The 15,825-nt window shown below is 73.8% G+C and carries 17 protein-coding genes and 1 pseudogene; 10 read left to right on the forward strand and 8 right to left on the reverse strand.

Annotation, left to right across the window (positions count from 1 at the left end):
- Positions 1 to 111: 111 nt before the first annotated feature.
- The 3 genes from DTB53_RS07165 to ygfZ all read left to right on the forward strand — a co-directional run bounded on the left by DTB53_RS07165 (position 112) and on the right by ygfZ (position 2,290).
- Positions 112 to 684, forward strand: coding sequence for a heme-binding beta-barrel domain-containing protein (locus DTB53_RS07165; RefSeq protein WP_003968141.1), 573 nt, complete (start codon positions 112 to 114; stop codon positions 682 to 684).
- Between the two features lie 109 nt (positions 685 to 793).
- Positions 794 to 1,315, forward strand: a complete 522-nt coding sequence (locus DTB53_RS07170; RefSeq protein WP_012380276.1) for a Fur family transcriptional regulator — start codon at positions 794 to 796, stop codon at positions 1,313 to 1,315.
- A gap of 9 nt (positions 1,316 to 1,324) precedes the next feature.
- On the forward strand, positions 1,325 to 2,290 hold the full coding sequence (gene ygfZ / locus DTB53_RS07175) for a CAF17-like 4Fe-4S cluster assembly/insertion protein YgfZ (RefSeq protein WP_003968144.1): 966 nt from the start codon (positions 1,325 to 1,327) through the stop codon (positions 2,288 to 2,290).
- Positions 2,291 to 2,314: 24 nt separating this feature from the next.
- Here ygfZ and dtd read toward each other — a convergent pair whose 3' ends face one another.
- Positions 2,315 to 2,764 carry a D-aminoacyl-tRNA deacylase gene (gene dtd, locus DTB53_RS07180; protein ID WP_012380277.1) on the reverse strand — a complete coding sequence of 150 codons (450 nt, stop codon included), beginning with the start codon at positions 2,762 to 2,764 and terminating at the stop codon, positions 2,315 to 2,317.
- Positions 2,765 to 2,879: 115 nt separating this feature from the next.
- On the opposite strand from dtd, the gene DTB53_RS07185 reads away from it, so the two are divergent.
- The 3 genes from DTB53_RS07185 to DTB53_RS07195 are packed head-to-tail and all read left to right on the forward strand — an operon-like array spanning position 2,880 to position 5,848.
- The gene (locus tag DTB53_RS07185; RefSeq protein ID WP_012380278.1) at positions 2,880 to 3,536 is read left to right on the forward strand and encodes an RsiG family protein; all 657 of its coding nucleotides are present in this window, start codon (positions 2,880 to 2,882) and stop codon (positions 3,534 to 3,536) included.
- A gap of 50 nt (positions 3,537 to 3,586) precedes the next feature.
- Positions 3,587 to 4,573, forward strand: coding sequence for an asparaginase (locus DTB53_RS07190; RefSeq protein ID WP_012380279.1), 987 nt, complete (start codon positions 3,587 to 3,589; stop codon positions 4,571 to 4,573).
- A 24-nt stretch (positions 4,574 to 4,597) separates the two neighbouring features.
- Complete coding sequence (locus DTB53_RS07195; protein ID WP_012380280.1) at positions 4,598 to 5,848, forward strand: GNAT family N-acetyltransferase; 1,251 nt, start codon at positions 4,598 to 4,600, stop codon at positions 5,846 to 5,848.
- Between the two features lie 52 nt (positions 5,849 to 5,900).
- On the opposite strand, the gene DTB53_RS07200 is transcribed toward DTB53_RS07195, so the two are convergent.
- Positions 5,901 to 6,737: an ABC transporter permease gene (locus DTB53_RS07200; RefSeq protein ID WP_042496817.1), complete on the reverse strand. Its 837-nt coding sequence runs from the start codon at positions 6,735 to 6,737 to the stop codon at positions 5,901 to 5,903.
- Positions 6,730 to 7,737: an ATP-binding cassette domain-containing protein gene (locus DTB53_RS07205; RefSeq protein ID WP_012380282.1), complete on the reverse strand. Its 1,008-nt coding sequence runs from the start codon at positions 7,735 to 7,737 to the stop codon at positions 6,730 to 6,732. The genes DTB53_RS07200 and DTB53_RS07205 overlap by 8 nt, the downstream gene beginning before the upstream one ends.
- A 144-nt stretch (positions 7,738 to 7,881) precedes the next feature.
- Here DTB53_RS07205 and DTB53_RS07210 point away from each other — a divergent pair, with 144 nt between their 5' ends.
- On the forward strand, positions 7,882 to 8,667 hold the full coding sequence (locus DTB53_RS07210) for a TetR/AcrR family transcriptional regulator C-terminal domain-containing protein (RefSeq protein ID WP_012380283.1): 786 nt from the start codon (positions 7,882 to 7,884) through the stop codon (positions 8,665 to 8,667).
- Between the two features lie 19 nt (positions 8,668 to 8,686).
- Positions 8,687 to 9,322 carry a TetR family transcriptional regulator gene (locus DTB53_RS07215; RefSeq protein WP_003968152.1) on the forward strand — a complete coding sequence of 212 codons (636 nt, stop codon included), beginning with the start codon at positions 8,687 to 8,689 and terminating at the stop codon, positions 9,320 to 9,322.
- 127 nt (positions 9,323 to 9,449) lie between these two features.
- Here DTB53_RS07215 and DTB53_RS07220 read toward each other — a convergent pair whose 3' ends face one another.
- The 5 genes and pseudogenes from DTB53_RS07220 to DTB53_RS07240 form a co-directional block, all read right to left on the reverse strand.
- On the reverse strand, positions 9,450 to 10,250 hold the full coding sequence (locus DTB53_RS07220) for a phosphotransferase (protein WP_012380284.1): 801 nt from the start codon (positions 10,248 to 10,250) through the stop codon (positions 9,450 to 9,452).
- Positions 10,247 to 11,065, reverse strand: coding sequence for an HAD-IA family hydrolase (locus DTB53_RS07225; RefSeq protein WP_042496819.1), 819 nt, complete (start codon positions 11,063 to 11,065; stop codon positions 10,247 to 10,249). The genes DTB53_RS07220 and DTB53_RS07225 overlap by 4 nt, the downstream gene beginning before the upstream one ends.
- Positions 11,066 to 11,255: 190 nt before the next feature.
- Positions 11,256 to 12,277, reverse strand: a pseudogene (locus DTB53_RS07230) (peptidoglycan-binding protein).
- A gap of 309 nt (positions 12,278 to 12,586) precedes the next feature.
- Entirely contained in the window at positions 12,587 to 13,441 is an 855-nt protein-coding gene (locus DTB53_RS07235; RefSeq protein WP_012380288.1) for an alpha/beta fold hydrolase, read from the reverse strand.
- A 136-nt stretch (positions 13,442 to 13,577) separates the two neighbouring features.
- On the reverse strand, positions 13,578 to 14,375 hold the full coding sequence (locus DTB53_RS07240) for a hypothetical protein (protein WP_012380289.1): 798 nt from the start codon (positions 14,373 to 14,375) through the stop codon (positions 13,578 to 13,580).
- Positions 14,376 to 14,540: 165 nt separating this feature from the next.
- Between DTB53_RS07240 and DTB53_RS07245 the strand changes: the two genes are divergently transcribed.
- Positions 14,541 to 15,029 carry a helix-turn-helix domain-containing protein gene (locus DTB53_RS07245; protein ID WP_003968159.1) on the forward strand — a complete coding sequence of 163 codons (489 nt, stop codon included), beginning with the start codon at positions 14,541 to 14,543 and terminating at the stop codon, positions 15,027 to 15,029.
- Between the two features lie 35 nt (positions 15,030 to 15,064).
- The gene (locus DTB53_RS07250) at positions 15,065 to 15,763 is read left to right on the forward strand and encodes a hypothetical protein (RefSeq protein WP_012380290.1); all 699 of its coding nucleotides are present in this window, start codon (positions 15,065 to 15,067) and stop codon (positions 15,761 to 15,763) included.
- Positions 15,764 to 15,825: the final 62 nt, after the last annotated feature.

The raw sequence follows: 15,825 nt of genomic DNA on the forward strand, positions 1-15,825 counted from the left end.
CCTTCGCCGCGATCACCGTGAAGAAGCTGTACCAGGGCCAGCGCTGACCTCCGCCGCTCCCACGGTTTCCCCGCCCACTCCTCGCACCCTCACAGATCGTCTGAGCCGCTCATGATCGAGATTCCGTCCGACCTCCACCCGGACCTCGTCCCGCTGGCCTTCCTCCTCGGCAACTGGGCGGGCGCCGGCGTGTCCGACTTCCCCGGCGCCGAGAAGTGCAACTTCGGCCAGGAAGTCACCTTCAGCCACGACGGCCGCGACTTCCTGGAGTACGTCTCCCACACCTGGGTCCTGGACGACGAGGGCAAGCAGGTCCGGCCGCTGGAGACCGAGACCGGCTACTGGCGCATCGACAAGGACCGCAAGGTCGAGGTCGTCATGGCCCGCGACCAGGGCGTCATCGAGATCTGGTACGGCGAGCTCGCCGACCAGAAGCCGCAGATCGACCTGGTCACCGACGCGGTGGCCCGCACGGCGGCCTCCGGCCCGTACAGCGGTGGCAAGCGGCTCTACGGGTACGTCAAGAGCGACCTCATGTGGGTCGGCGAGAAGGCCACCCCCGAGGTCGAGCTGCGCCCGTACATGTCGGCGCACCTGAAGAAGGTCGTCACCCCGGAAGAGGTCGCCGAGATGGCGCGCAACCTCCCGGACATGCCGGACGACGGCATCGCGTTCTTCAAGTAGGCGTTCGACGAGGACGCCGCGGGGGCGGTGCCCGGCGCGGATCTCCCCGCGGGATCCCGCCCGGGGCCGGGGCTGCTGCCCGGTGCTCGCCCCGTCCTACACTGGGCGTGTGGTGAGCACCGACTGGAAGACCGATCTTCGGCAGCGCGGCTACCGGCTGACGCCCCAGCGTCAGCTCGTCCTGGAGGCGGTCGACGCCCTGGAGCACGCGACTCCGGACGACATCCTGTGCGAGGTGCGCCGGACCGCGTCCGGCGTGAACATCTCCACGGTGTACCGGACCCTGGAGCTCCTGGAGGAGCTCGGCCTGGTCAGCCACGCCCATCTGGGGCACGGCGCCCCGACGTACCACCTGGCCGACCGGCACCACCACATCCACCTGGTCTGCCGCGACTGTGCGGACGTCATAGAGGCGGATCTCTCCGTCGTCGCCGACTTCACCGAGAAGCTGCGCGCCGATTTCGGCTTCGAGACGGACATGAAGCACTTCGCGATCTTCGGCCGGTGTGCGGGGTGCGCGGCCGCGAAAGCGGCGGACGGGGCCGCCGGCGGGTCCGCGGACGGGGCCCCGGACCGGGCCGTCGGCACCGGTGCGAACACGCCGGCGAAGGACGCCCCCGCCAAGTCGTAGGCTGGGCACATGATGAGCCCCCTGCTGTCCCTGCCCGGCGCCGTCCCCGCCGAAGGCCGCGACGAAGGTGTCGCCGCGCACTACGGCGACCTGTTCCGCGAGCAACGCGCGCTGGCCGACGGCAACGGCTTCGTCGACCTCTCCCACCGGGGCGTCGTCACCGTCACCGGCGAGGACCGGCTGAGCTGGCTGCACCTGCTGATCACCCAGCACGTCACCGACCTCGCCCCCAACCGGGCCACCGAGGCGCTCATCCTGTCCGCCAACGGGCACATCGAGCACGCGATGTACCTGGTCGACGACGGCACGACCGTGTGGATGCACGTCGAGCCGGGCAGCCAGGGCGAGCTGATCGCCTACCTGGAGTCGATGAAGTTCTTCTACCGGGCCGAGGTCGCCGACCGCACCGGCGACATCGCGGTCGTCCACCTCCCGGCCGGCTCCATCGCCGAGGTCCCGGACGGCGTCGTCGTACGGGAGACCCCGCAGGGCCGGGACCTGTTCCTGCCCCGCGCCGACCTGGAGACGTACGCCGCCGCCCACGGCCCCGCCGCCGGGATCCTGGCGTACGAGGCGCTGCGCGTGGAGGGGCACCGGCCGCGCGTCGGCTTCGAGACCGACCACCGCACCATCCCGCACGAGCTCGGCTGGATCGGCGGCGCCGTCCACCTCCAGAAGGGCTGCTACCGGGGCCAGGAGACCGTCGCCCGCGTCCACAACCTGGGGAAGCCGCCGCGGCGGCTCGTCTTCCTGCACCTGGACGGCAGCGAGGTGCACCTCCCGGGACACGGGACGCCGGTACGGCTGGCCGCCGACGGCCAGGAGGGCCGCCAGCTCGGCTTCATCACCACCTCGGCCCGCCACCACGAGCTGGGCCCGATCGCCCTCGCCCTGGTCAAGCGGAACGTGGCCGTCGACGCGGAGCTCCTCGCCGGGGACACGGCGGCGGCCCAGGAGACGGTGGTCGAGCCGTAGGCGCCCCGCGCGACCCGGACGGCCCTACACCTCGATGATCACCGTGAACGGGCCGTGATTCGTCAGGGAGACCCGCATGTCCGCTCCGAACCGGCCCGTCTCCACCCGCGCCCCGAGCGCCCGCAGCTGCGCCACCACCTCGTCCACCAGCGGCTCGGCCACCTCGCCGGGCGCCGCGGCGTTCCACGTGGGCCGACGGCCCTTGCGGGCGTCCCCGTAGAGAGTGAACTGAGAAATCACCAACAGGGGGGCGTTCACGTCCGAACAGGACTTCTCGCCCTCCAGGACGCGCACCGACCAGAGCTTGCGGGCCAGCTGCGCCGCCTTCTGAGGGGTGTCGTCATGGGTGACCCCGACCAGCACACACAGGCCCTCGCCGACGATCTCCCCGACGACTCCGGGGGCCGAGGGGTCGTCCGTCGCCCCGGCGACCGAGACGCTCGCGCCGTCCACTCTCTGCACCACTGCACGCATACAGACCAACCTATCTTGGGCTGAACGGGTACAGAGCACCTGCATCGGCACCGTGCGGAGTGGCACGATGCACGATGTCGGTGTGCCGACGCACCGGTCGAGGGGACGGAACAGCATGAGTACCTATGGAGCCGGACAATCTCCCGGTGCCGTACCGGGCGCACGCCACCGCACCAGCACCCTGCGGTCACCCGTACAGCGCAGTCTGCCGGGACAGGGTCCCGTACTGCCGCCCGCGACGCCCCCGGCAGCCGCCGCCGTGCCCGAGCAGGCCGGCGGCGACGCGGGGATCGGCGGGCTGCGGCTGCCGGAGCTGCGGACGCTGCGCCGCGACGCCCAGCGCGACGAGGCCGACCTCAGCTACGTACGCCGGCTGGTGCAGGGCCGGATCGACATCCTCCGCGCCGAACTGGCCCGCCGCCGGGACCCGGAGGCCCCGGTGGAGGACGCGGCCGTGGTGAGCCGGCTCTCGGAGATCCTGGCCGACACCCCGTCCCGGCACCGCACCTCCGCCCGGCACGTCACGCTGACGACGCCGCGCGGCGACGAGTTCCGGCAGCTCGCCGCCGAGAACCTCGCCGAGGTCGAGCTGTCCGATCTGGACGCCCGGACGGACGAGGAACTGCACACGGCGATGGGGCGGCTCGTCCGCTACGAACAGCAGGTCTCCCGGCGCCGACACGAGCTCCAGCGCACCGCAGACGATTGCGGCGCGGAGATCGCCCGCAGGTACCGTGACGGGGAAGCACAAGTAGACGACCTGCTCGCCTGAAGCGACCCTTCCGGGCGCGGGTCCCGCACCCCCGTCCCCGGAAGGCCACCATGACGTCCACCGACGCCCCGTCCGCCATATCCTCCGTCCCGGCCCCCGCCCCGCCCGTCCTGGCCGAGGTCGTGCGCTCCGGGTTCACGGAGGGGCACCACCGGGGATCGCTGGTCCTGCTGGCCGCCGACGGCAGCGTGGAGCGGGCGATCGGGGACCCCGCGGCGCCCGTCTTCCCCCGGTCCTCGAACAAGCCGATGCAGGCCGCCGCGATCCTGCGGGCCGGCCTCGACCTCGCGGGCGAACGGCTGGCGCTGGCCGCCGCGAGCCACTCCGGGGAACCCTTCCACCTCGACCTCGCACGGAAGATGCTCGCCGAGCACGGGCTGGGCCCGGGCGACCTCCTGACCCCGCCGGACCTGCCGCTGGACCCGGTGGAGGCGGAGGCCTACCTCGCCGCCGGGCACGTACGCGAGCGGATCACGATGAACTGCTCCGGCAAGCACGCGGCCATGCTCGCCGTCTGCGTCCGCAACGGCTGGGACACCGCCACGTACCTCGCCCCGGACCATCCTCTCCAGCAGCTCATCGGGCAGGTCGTCGCCGAAGCCGCCGGCGAGCCGGTCGCGGCCCTGGGCACGGACGGCTGCGGGGCCCCGCTGATGGCGATCGGGCTGACCGGCCTGGCGCGCGCCTTCCGCTCCTTCGTGCTGGCGGAGCCCGGGAGCGCCGAGCGCCGGGTCGCCGACGCGATGCGCGCCCACCCGGAGTACGTCGCGGGCACCCGGCGCCCCGACACCTGGCTGATGCGCGAGGTGCCGGGGACGCTCTCCAAGATGGGCGCGGAGGCGGTCCAGGCGGTCGCCCTGGCCGACGGCAGGGCCCTCGCCTTCAAGATCGACGACGGGGCGGGCCGGGCGCTCGGCCCGGTGCTGGCCCGCGCCCTGGAGCTGCTGGGCGTGGATGCCCCGGTGGTCGCCCGGATCGGACGGTCGCCGCTGCTCGGCGGGGCGGCCGAGGTCGGGGAAATTCGCGCGACATTCTGAGGGACGCCTGCCTAGCGTGGAGGGATGAGCCTTGATGTCCGCACCATCACCCCGTCCGAGAGCGCCGAGTGGATGAGGGCGGTGAGCACCGGGTTCCTCACGGCGGGCACACCGAGTGAGGAGCTCGTCGCGGACCGCTTCGCCGGCGCCGACCTCTCCCGCACGCAGGGGGCCTTCGAGGCCGGCCGCTGCGTGGCGACGTTCCGCTCCTTCGCCCAGGAGCTGACGGTGGTCGGCGGGGCCACCGTGGCGGCCGACGCGATCAGCGGGGTGACGGTGACGCCCACGCACCGCCGGCGCGGACTGCTCAGCCGGATGATGGCGACCGACCTGGCGGCGGCCAAGGAGCGCGGCGAGCCGGTCGCCTCGCTGATCGCCGCCGAGTACCCGATCTACGGACGGTACGGCTTCGGCCCCGCCGCCTGGACCTCCGTGTGGGAGGTCTCCGTGTACCGGGCCGGCCTCGACGCGCGCCGCTCCGGGCAGCCGGCGGACGGCGGCCGGATCGAGATGGTGGACGGCGCGGACGTCCGCAAGCTCGGGCCCGAGGTGCATGGAGCGCTGGCGGCCCGGCAGCCCGGCGTGGTGACCCGCGACGAGCGCTGGTGGCGGCAGCGGACGGGGGCGGCGCCCAGTTCGGCCCACGAGAAGTGGACCGAACCCTTCTACGTCGTGCACCGCGCCGCCGACGGCACGGTCGACGGCCTGATGACGTATGGCACGGACGACACGTGGGGCGACGCCAAGCAGCCGCTGAACACCGCCTCCGTACGGGACATGATCGCGCTGAACCCGGCGGCCGAGCGGGCCCTGTGGCACTACCTCTGCTCGATCGACTGGATCACCACGATCCGCTCCGGCTACCGCGCCCCCGACGACCTGCTCCCGCTGCTGCTGCCCGACCCGCGCGCGGCCCGGATGATCACGAACGCGGACTGGCTGTGGCTGCGGATGCTGGACGTGCCGCGCGCCCTGGAGGCCCGGACCTACGGCACCGAGGCGTCGCTCGTCCTGGAGGTCCGGGACGACGCCGGGCTGGCCGGGGGCCGCTTCCTGCTGGACGCCTCGACCGGGGGCGCCCGGTGCGTATCGACCACCCGGAGCGCCGATCTGGTCCTGGGGGTGGCCGAGTTGGCGACGCTGTATCTGGGCGACGAGTCCGTGCGGCGGCTGGTGGACCTGGGCCGGGCGGAGGAGTCGCGGGCGGGTGCGGCGACGACGGCGGACGCCGTGTTCCGTACGGGCCGGCGGCCGTGGTGCCCGGACGTGTTCTGACCCCCGCCCGCCCCGGGGGCCGGTACCGGGACCGCGGTCCCGGTACCGGCGGTCAGCGGGTCCGGATCCGGAACAGCGTGCCCGAGGCGGCGACCGCCACGGCGAGCATCCCCGCGGCCCAGGCGAGCGCGATCCAGGGGGTGTCGCCCATCTCCTGGCCGAGCAGCAGCCCGCGCAGCGACTCGATGGCCGGGGTGATCGGCTGGTGGTCGGCGAAACCGTGCAGCCAGTCGGGCATGTTCTCGGTCGGCACGAACGCGCTGCTCGGGTAGGGCAGGAACGACATGAAGAACGTGAAGCCGCTCGCCGCCTCCGGGGTCCGGGCCAGCAGGCCGATCGCCGCCGAGATCCAGGACAGGGCCACGATGTAGGCCACCAGCACGGCGCCGACCACGAGCCAGCCGCTCCAGGAGGCGGCGGGCCGGAAGCCGATCAGCAGCGCGACGCCGAAGACCAGGGCGGTGGAGCAGAGGTTGCGGACGGTGCTGGCCGCCACGTGTCCGGCCAGCACCGGCGTGGCGCCCACGTCCAGGGAGCGGAACCGGTCGATGATGCCGCCCTTCATGTCCTCGCTGACGGCGGTCGCGGTGGTCGCGGCACCGAACCCGGCGGACAGGAGCAGGACGCCCGGGACGACGTACATGACGTACGAGTCGCTGTCCGTCCCGGTGTCGATCGCACCGCCGAAGAAGTAGACGAAGATCAGCATCATCATGATCGGCAGGGCCAGCGACGTGATCAGCGCGTCGGTGTTGCGGCTGCTGATGCGCAGCGCGCGGGCGGCCATGACGGCGGTGTGGGTGAGCAGCCCGGGGGCGGGGGAGGGGTGGCGCGGGGGCCCGCCGGAGTGCCGGGCCGGGGTGCCGCGCCGCAGGGCGGTGTCAGACATGGGTGGACGCCTCCGGGGTGGTGGGCGCGTTCGAGGTGAGGTCCAGGAAGACGTCGTCGAGGGTCGCGCTGTGCAGGCTGAAGCGTTCGATCGCGTGGCCCGTCGGGTCGACCTCGTCGAGCAGGGCGCGCACCTGGGCCGCCGAGCCGTCGGTGGGGAGGCCGAGCGTCAGGGTCTCGGGGGAGTGGTGGACGGCCCGCCCGGCCAGCCGGAGGTAGGCCTCGCTGCTGGTGAGGACCAGGTCGAGGCGGTGTCCGCCGACGCGGGACTTGAGGTCGGCGGCGGTGCCCTCGGCGACGATCCGGCCCCGGTTCAGCAGGGCGATGCGGTCGGCGAGGCGGTCGGCCTCCTCCAGGTACTGGGTGGTGAGCAGGATGGTGGCCCCGCTCGCGGCCAGCTCCCTCACGACGTCCCACAGGCCGTGGCGGCTGCGCGGGTCGAGGCCGGTGGTCGGTTCGTCCAGGAAGAAGACCTCGGGTTCCGGTGAGCCGACGAGTCCGGCGGCCAGGTCGAGGCGGCGGCGCATCCCGCCGGAGTAGGTGCGGACGGGGCGGCGGGCCGCCGCGGTGAGGTCGAACCGTTCCAGCAGCTCCCCGGCCCGGCGCCGGGCTCCGGCCCGGGAGAGCCCGGAGAGCCGGGCCATCATCCGCAGGTTCTCCTCGCCGGTCTGGGTCTCGTCGACGGCGGCGAACTGGCCGGTGAGGCTGATCGACCCGCGCACCGCGCTCCGCTCGGCGACGACGTCGTACCCCGCGACGCGGGCGGAGCCGGAATCGGCCTCGGTCAGCGTCGTGAGGATCCGCACGGTGGTGGTCTTGCCGGCCCCGTTCGGCCCGAGGAGGGAGAAGACGGTGCCGCGCGCGACCCGGAGGTCGAGGCCGTCGAGGACCCGGACGGCGGGTTTTCCGTAGGACTTGGTGAGGCCGTACGCCTCGATGGCGTGGGAGCCGTCGGCGGTGCCGCCGCCGCGGCTGCCGGTGGTGCCGGTCGGACCGGTCATGGTTCGGATCTCCTTTTGCGTATGCCATACGCGTTACTGCGTAAGCATTACGCATCTCTAGGATGGGGTCAAGGCGAACGGGGGCGCCGAGCGCGCCGGCGGCAGGACGGCGGCGCGGCCGGGACGGTGGGCGAAGGGGATGCGGTGACGGAGAAGAACGGCTCGGGCGGCGGTGATCTGCCGGCCAGCCTGGAGGCGGCCTGGGGGCTGCGGGACCGCCCGGCCAAGGGGCCGAAACCCGGCCTGAGCCTGGAGCGGATCGTGGCCGCGGCGGTGGCCGTCGCGGCGGCCGACGGGCTCGGGGCCGTGTCGATGGGCCGGGTCGCCCAGGAGCTCGGCGCGTCCACGATGTCCCTGTACCGGTACGTCTCCGCCAAGGACGAGCTGTACGTCCTGATGCAGGAGGCGGCGATCGGCCCGCCGGCGCCCCTGTCCGCCCTGGAGACCGGCGCGGGGTGGCGGGCGGCGCTCACCGAATGGGCCGCCGCGCAGCGCGAGCGCTACCACGGCCACCTCTGGGCGCTCCGCATCCCCATCGGCGGCCCGCCCGCGACCCCCAACTCGATCGCCTGGTGGGAGCAGGGGCTCCAGGCGCTGCGGGACAGCGGTCTCGGCGAGGGCGACAAGACCTCGGTGATCCTGCTGATCTCCAACTTCGTGCGCAGCGAGGCGCTGATGACGAGCGATCTGAGCGCCGCCGTCATCGCCCGCGGCATCACCCCCGAGGAACTGGCGGCCTCCCACGAACGCACCCTCAAGCGGCTCGTCGACCCCGAACGGCACCCCGGGATCACCCAGCAGCTGGAGACCGGGGTGATGAGCGCGCCGGACGAGGCGGACTACGAGTTCGGCTTCGGCATGGGCGTGCTGCTGGACGGGGTGGAGGCGCTGATCCGCAGGGCGGCCGACGGCGAGGTCAAGTCCGCTTGAGGTCGGAGGCGTACGCTTCATGGTCATGAGCGGAGAGAGAGCCGGCGGCGGGCCCGGTCTGCGGGAGCGCAAGAAGCGGCTGACCTACCAGGCGGTCTCCGACGCGGCCATCGCCATGTTCCTGGAGCGCGGCTTCGACAAGGTGTCCGTGGCGGAGGTGGCGGCGGCGGCCGACATCTCCAAGCCGACTCTCTTCCGGTACTTCCCCGCCAAGGAGGACCTGGTCCTCCACCGGTTCGCCGACCACGAGGACGAGTCCGCCCGGGTGGTCGCCGAACGGCCCCCCGGCGAGGGCCCGCTGGACGCCCTGCGCCGCCACTTCCTCGACGGCCTCGACCGGCGCGACCCGGTGACCGGGCTCTGCGACGTACCGGAAGTGCTGGCGTTCCTCCGCCTGTTGTACGGAACGCCGTCTTTGGTCGCCCGCCTGCACGCCTACCAGGGCCGCTCGGAGGCGGCACTCGCCCGCGCCCTCGGCGACGGACTGCCCGAACGGCTCGCGGCCGGCCAGATCATCGCCGTCCTGCGCATCCTGGCGTTGGAGAACTGGCGGCGGATCGACGCGGGGGAGAGCGCGGACCGGGTCCACGCCTCCGCGGTACGGGCGGCCGAGCAGGCGTTCGTGCAGTTGCGCACGGGCCTGGAACCGGACTGACCCCGACGGCACCGGAGTCGTCCCGGAGCCGGAGCCGACCTCGTCTCGCCGTCGCGGAGCCGACGCCTGAACCGCGTACGCGCGTTCAGGAGGCGGGGAGTCGAGGGGCGCGGGCCGGTTCGCGGGGTCAGCCGGCGAGCAGGGCCGCGGTCAGGTCGCGGCGGTGGTCCGCCAGCCAGGTCTGGTGCCGGTCCCACACCGCCCGCCCGCTCTCCTCGTAGGCCGCCGCGTACGCCGGGTCCCCCCGCTCCACCCGCAGCTCGACGAAGGCCCGGCACACCGCTGTGGCCTGCTCGACCACCCGGGGCAGGGCGGCCCGGTCCGCGCGCCCGAGTCCGTAACCGTCGGCCAGGACGCGCAGGCGGTGCGCCGGGTCGAGCCCGGCGCGGCCCCGCATCGGCGCCCAGTAGCGCGCCGTCATCGCCACGTCCCACACCGGGCGGCCGGGCGCGGCCAGGTCGAAGTCGATGAGCGCGGCGGCACGGCCGTCCCGGAACACCACGTTCTCCAGGCACACGTCGTTGTGGCAGACCACGGCACCGGGAGCCGTCGCGCCCTCCGGATCGGCCAGGTCGCCGGGCCAGCCGGCCGCCCGGCCGACCGGAACGGCCGCCGCCGCGTCGTGCATGCGCCGGAGCAGCGCCCCCACGGAGCGCAGGGCCCCGTCCGTCCAGGCCCAGGCCGGGTGCGGGGCGACGGCGACCTCGCCGGGGATGTACGAGAGCCGCTCGCGGTGTTCGGGGGCGGCGCCCCCCAGGGGGACGGGCACGCCGTCGAAGCCCCGGTTCCGCAGGGCCCGGAGGTGGGCGTGCAGGAGGGCGGCGTGCGGTGGGGCGGGGCGTTCGACGGCGTCGCCGTGGCGGACGACGGCTCCGGCGTTGACCAGCCCGCCGGACAGCACCTCCGGCTCTCGGTCCACCGGGCTCAACGCCCCCGCCCGGCGAACCGCGCCGCCCCTCCGGCTGCCCCGTCCGGCGCCCCGGCGACCGTTCCGTCCCCGCCCCCGGCGACCGTCGCGCCCGTGGCCCCGGGGGCGGTCGCGGCGCGCCGCTCCTCCCGCGCGCACGGCCCCAACGCCCTCCGCAGGTCGTCCGGTTCGCGGTAGAGGACACCGGTCATGCCGAGGGCGGTGGCCGCGTCGACGTTCTCCTGCCGGTCGTCCACGAACAGGCACCGCGACGGTGGTACGCCCGCCCGTGCCGCCGCGATGCGGTAGATGGCCGGGTCGGGCTTGGCCACCCGCTCCACCGCGCTGCTCACGACCGCGTCGGCCAGGTCGGACAGTCCCAACAGGGCCAGATCGGCGTCCAGTCGGAGGGTCGCGTTGGTGACAATCACCAGCGGGACGTGGGTCCTGGCCCGGCGCAGCAGCGCCACCACCTCCTCGTCGGCCCGGAACGGCGCGTCCGCGAGTGCCCGCCCCAGTGCGTGGGCCCGGTCCGCGCCCACCCGCTCCGCCAGCCCCGCCGCGATGGCCGCCACCCAGGCGTCCGGGGTGATCCGGCCCAGGAGCAGCGGGAGATCGACCTCGGGCGCGTAGGCGATGTCCGTCGTGGCGCCCTCCGGCAGTCCGGCGGCCCGCTCCAGGGCGGCGAGCGGGGCGGTGTCGTAGAAGCGGACGACGTTGTCGAGATCGCAGAGCACCGCGTCGAAGGCGCGCCCCTCGGCGGCCGGAGGGGCCGGAGGGGCCGGGGGAGGTGGTGCCGGAACGCCGTCGTCGCCGGGGGTGGATCGCGTACGCATGCCTGTCCGGACTCCTGACGCGGTCTTCGTCGCTGTGGTGCGGTTTCGGGACGGTGGCACTGTAGTGCGTCGGTGCTGTTGCGTGGTCGGCCGTGAACGGCCGCCGGACCGTTCACGGCCGACCACTGCCGCCCTCGCGGGCGGCCCGCGGGACCTCACGCGTCACCGCGGGTCCCACACTCGGCGGCGGTCAGCCGGTCAGCGCCCGCCAGGTCACCGGGCCCGCCTCGCCGTCGGTCACCAGGCGGTTGCCGCTCTGGTAGGCGCGTACGGCGCTCGTCGTGACGGAACCGAACCCGCCGTCGACCGCGAGTCGGGCACCGCGTCTGTTCAGCGCGGTCTGCAGGGCGCGCACGGGGGACCCGCTCGCCCCCTGCCGCAGCGTGTACACGAGCACGGGCCAGGTGGCCGGCCCGACCTGACCGTCGGCCGCCAGCCCCGCGGAGCGCTGGAAGCGCTTGACGGCCCCGACGGACAGGGAGCCGTAACTCCCGTCGACGGCCAGCCCGTGACCGCGTTGGTTCATCAGGTGCTGGATCACCACGACCGTGGCGCCGCTCGCGCCCGGGTCGATCCTCGACCAGCCGCCGGACAGGTCCACGCCCCTGGCGGCCAGGAAGGCGACCGGGTTCACCGTGGTGCCGAGGCGTCCCGAGTGGGTCTCGAAGTGCAGGTGGGGCCCGGTCACGTTGCCGGTGGCCCCCATGTCGGCGATGCGCTGTCCGGCCGAGACCCTGGCGTTGAGGGCGACCCGGTAGGCGCTGAGGTGACCGTAGTACGTGTACTGGCCGTTGCCGTGCGCGATCACCAGGGCGTTGCCGGTCCGGCCCCCGGCAGCCCTCCTCCCCACGACCGGCGGACGACCGTGCCCCCGGCCGCCGCGTGGACGGCGGTGCCCGTGGAGTTGCTGACGTCCTGGCCGGCGTGGGACGCGCCGCCCCGGGGCGCCCCGTAGTGGCCCCCGGCCGGGAACCGGCCCAGGGCGGGATTGGCCCACGCCCCGTTCTTCGCCGCTGCCGCTTCTCCTGCCGCTGCCGCTGCCGGGGAGGCGCCGGCCGGGACGTTCACGGCGAGCGCGCCCAGCCCCAGGCCCGCCAACAGCCGACGGCGGGACAGGCCGTGGTCCGCGACCCGTGTGCGGCCGGGTGCCTCCGCCGTCGCTCGCGCCGACGGATGGGCCGGAGAGGCGGTGGTCGCACAGGATCGGCACATCATGTCTCCCTCGAAGCGGGTCGAGCACGTGGGACGCCCGGCTGGGCGGGTGCGTGGGTTCCGGGATGGGCGGCATCGGTGGGCACGGGGGTCTACCCGCATAGACGATAGGTCCGGGCGGCTGCCCGGTCAGGGGCCCACGGGCCCAGTGGGGGGCCCAACACGCGTATGCGCGAACCGATTTCCGTACCGTCGCCGTCGCCGTCGCCGTCGCCGTCGCCGTCGCCGTCGCCGTCGCCGTCGCCCACCGCCGGAGCCGGCCGACTCCGGTGCCCGGCCGGAACACCGGCTTCCCGGCCGGGCGGGCGGTCAGAGCGCCGCGAGGCCGGCGAGCAGTTCGGCGGCGGGCTTCGGGTGGACGAGCCAGCGCAGATGGCCGCCGGCGAGCGTCCGGACGTCGAAGGGGTTGTCGGGTGTGAGCGTGTCGGCCTCGCGGATCATGCGGTCCTGAAAGGCGGGCGGGAGGCTGGTGTCGTCGGCCAGGCGGACGTAGGTCCTGGGTATCCGGCCCCAGGTCGCGGCCTGGGCCCGGTCGGCGTACGTACCGGCGTCGAGGTTCTCGTCGCACTGGAAGGTGTTGAGGAAGACCCGGAACTCGTCGTCGGTGAGGTCGGCGGCGAAGGCGTGCCTGAACGCGGCGAGCGCCGCCGGGTCGGCCGTACGGAAATTGACCCGCAGCAGACCGAGTTCGGCCGGGTTCCCGACGAGCGCGAGGGACAGCGATCCCGCGTCGACGTCGGCCATCTCCGGCTCGGCGTAGTAGTCGCCCACCTCCAGATCGACCGGGCACCAGGCGGAGACGTAGACGATCCGGTCGATCAGGTCGGGCCGGGCGTTGGCGACGGCGGTGGCCGTGGTTCCGCCCCGGCTGTGGGAGACGAGGATGGTCGGCCCGTTCCGCTTGGCCCGTTCGAGGGCCTCGATCACGCGGGCGGCGTTGTCCGCGAGCGTGACACCCTTGATGCTTCCCGGCTCCGTGGCGAGGGCGTCGAGATCCTGGGGAGCCTGGTAGGAAGCCGGCGAGGTCGCCTCGAATCCGTGTCCCGGAAGGTCGACGGCGACCGATCGGTGGCCGAGCAGGCCGAGTTCGGCCTGGAGCGGCGCGAACGAGAAGGAATTCGCGAAAGCCCCGTGGACGAGGATGAACGTCGGTTGATTAGGCATGCTTCAGCCTCCAACAGAACGATCTTCGGGACAAGATCCGGGGCCGCCCCGCCCGACTCGGCCGTCCCCGCCCCCGTCCCCGTTCTCCCCGCCCCCGCCGCCGGAGCGACGGGGACCCCGGGCGTTCGCCGGTGGTTCAGAGATCGAGCACGGGCCGGGTGGAGAAGTCCTCGCACAGGTCCTCGCCGTCCGGACCGTGGGCGAACTCGGCCATCGAGGGGTTGCGGTTGGCCGTCGCCAGGGGCAGCCACCCCAGCACCCAGCCGTACCCCCCGCACACCGACTCGCCGCCGTCACCGCCGTGGGCCGCGGTGACATCGCTCGTCAGCTCGGTGCTGTAGGTGTCGTAGGCGATGCGCAGGCCGAGGCCGTTCGGCTGCTGGTGCGGCCCGGTGGCGTCGTCGTAGGGGACGACACCGGAGGGGATGTCGTCGCCCCACCGGAACAGCGTGTCCGCCCCGGCTCCGCAGGCGTGCTCCCACTCGTCGGAGGTCGGCATGCGCAGGCCGCGGGCCGAGAGCACGGCCGGCATGTCGGCGGGCGGCTCGGTCAGCTTCTCGTCCCGCACGGCCATGAGCACGGTCGCCAGGCAGACGCTCCGGCGCGGGCTGAGCACCTGGGCGAGGTGGGCCCGCAGATCGGGGCCGTGGCCGTAGCCCTGTTCCAGGCTCTCCGCGTAGTCGGCGGCCTGCTCGGCCGTGGGCCGCCAGGCGTCGAGATCCAGCCCGAGGGCCACCGTGCCGCCGGGTATCAGGGCGAACTCCCGCCCGTCCCGCTCGATCCGGACCCGGTGCAGCGGAGCGCCGAGATGCTCGACGGTCTCGACGGCGGTCACGCGGCCGTCCACCTGGCGTGCGGCCTCCTGGGCGATGCGGCGTGCGGCGTGCGGTTCGAGGGACCGCCACTGGTCGAGACGGAGATCGGCGAGGGACATGACCCGAAGTGTGGCACCCGGGTCCGACAGGGCTCACGGCCCGAGCCCCGTCCCGGGGCCGGACGCCCCGCGCCGAGGGCCGGGGTGCGGGCCGGACCAGTGGCGCACGACACTTTTGCAAGCATGTGCTTGCAAAAGTTAGCAAGAGTGTTGCACTATCGACTCATGGCATCACTCAACGTCGGCAATCTCGGTGAGTACCTGCGGGAGCAGCGCCGTGCAGCGCAGCTCTCGCTGCGGCAGCTCGCCGATGCGACCGGGGTGTCGAACCCGTATCTCAGCCAGATCGAGCGCGGTCTGCGCAAGCCCAGCGCGGACGTGCTCCAGCAGGTCGCCAAGGCGCTGCGGATCTCGGCCGAGACCCTGTACGTACGTGCCGGGATCCTCGACGAGCGGGAGCGGGAGGAGCTGGAGACGCGGGCGGTCATCCTGGCCGATCCGTCGATCAACGAGCGGCAGAAGAACGTGCTGCTCCAGATCTACGACTCCTTCCGCCGCGAGAACGGATTCGCTCCCGGGCCCGACGCGGACGGGAAAGCCGACGCGGACAGGGCCGACGCGGACGCGGAAGCCGCCGCGGGCGGCGATGCCGGGTCCCGCAACGGCGACGGCGCCGGTGCGGACGCCACCGAAGACCACGACCCTCGCAGCTGAACAGCTGGTTCTGATGATCCGGGAGGACCACAGTCATGGCCATCACCGATGACCTGCGCAAGACCCTCACCGACCCCACCCCCCTCTACTTCGCCGCCGGCACGGCCGACCTGGCCGTGCAGCAGGCGCGCAAGGTTCCGGCGCTGATCGAGCAGCTGCGGGCCGAGGCGCCCGAGCGGATCGACGCCGTGCGCAACACCGACCCCAAGGCCGTGCAGGAGAAGGTGACCACGCAGGCCAAGGAGGCCCAGGCCACCGTGCAGGCGAAGGTCACCGAGGTGTTCGGTTCGCTCGACGCCGCCGACCTGAAGAAGCTGGGCGAGAGCGCCCAGGACCTGGCGCTCCGCGGTGTGGGCGTGGCCGCCGAGTACGCGATCAAGGCCCGGGAGACGTACGAGAAGGTCGCCGAGCACGGTGAGCAGACCGTCCGCACCTGGCGCGGGGAGACGGCCGAGGAGATCGTCGAGATCGCCGCCGTCATCGAGGCCGAGCCCAGGCCCGAGGCCGCGCCCGCCGCCCCGGCGAAGCCCGCCGCCAAGCCCGCGCCCGCCGCCAAGCCCGCCGTGACCAAGGCCGCGCCCGCCGCCAAGGCTTCCGCGACGAAGACCGCGCCCGCCGCGACCAAGCCCGCCGCCCCGGTGAAGTCCGCCGAGGCCAAGGCCGCGCCCGCCAAGAAGACGCCCGCGCCGCGCAAGCCCGCGGCCCGGAAGACCCCGCCGCCCGCCGGCAAGTGACCCCGGGTCCCTCCGGTACGCGGTCGCGGGACGCGTGACCGGGGCGCGGGGCGGGCACCTTT

It is taken from the genome of Streptomyces griseus, assembly GCF_900460065.1.
Lineage (GTDB): Bacteria > Actinomycetota > Actinomycetes > Streptomycetales > Streptomycetaceae > Streptomyces > Streptomyces griseus.